Origin of the sequence: Burkholderia sp. Ax-1720 (assembly GCF_011753035.1) — a bacterium.
Classification (GTDB): Bacteria; Pseudomonadota; Gammaproteobacteria; order Burkholderiales; family Burkholderiaceae; genus Burkholderia; species Burkholderia gladioli.
This window is the reverse complement of the sequence record NZ_VWWK01000476.1, coordinates 1-450: the sequence shown is the minus strand read 5'-3', so window position 1 is coordinate 450 and position 450 is coordinate 1. Positions and strand designations below refer to the sequence as shown.

Sequence of the window (450 nt, the reverse complement as noted above, 5' to 3'; positions counted from 1 at the left end):
CTGGCGATCAGCAACGGCGCGGGTTCGGCCAGCCAGCACGCGATCGGTACCGGCGTGATCGGCGGGATGCTGACCGCGACCTTCCTCGCGATCTTCATGATCCCGATGTTCTTCGTGAAGGTGCGCGGCGTGTTCGGCGGCGAGAAGGAAGATCCCGACGAAGCACTGCGTCTCGCGCAGGAGCATGCGCATCGCACGCAGGAAGGCGGCGAGGGTAACAAGGAACATTGATGACCATGCGAAAACTCGTTTTGACTGCAATGGCCTTCGCGCTGGTCGCCACGGGCTGCACGATGGCGCCGCATTACCAGCGCCCCGCCGCACCCGTGTCGGGCAGCTTCCCGTCCGACGGCGTCTACGCGACGCAACCGGGCGCGGACGGCGCGCGCAGCGCCAGTGGCCAGGCCGCCGCCGACATCGGCTGGCGCAACTTCTTCGCCGATCCGCGCC

Annotated in this window: 1 protein-coding gene and 1 pseudogene; both read left to right on the top strand. The window is 67.6% G+C overall.

All coding sequences use genetic code 11. The annotated features are described in order from the left end of the window. A partial coding sequence (locus tag F3J18_RS37760) for an efflux RND transporter permease subunit (RefSeq protein ID WP_166917246.1) occupies positions 1 to 231 on the top strand: 231 nt, incomplete at its 5' end. 5 nt (positions 232 to 236) lie between these two features. Next, positions 237 to 450: pseudogene (locus tag F3J18_RS37755) on the top strand (multidrug transporter); the annotation flags it as partial.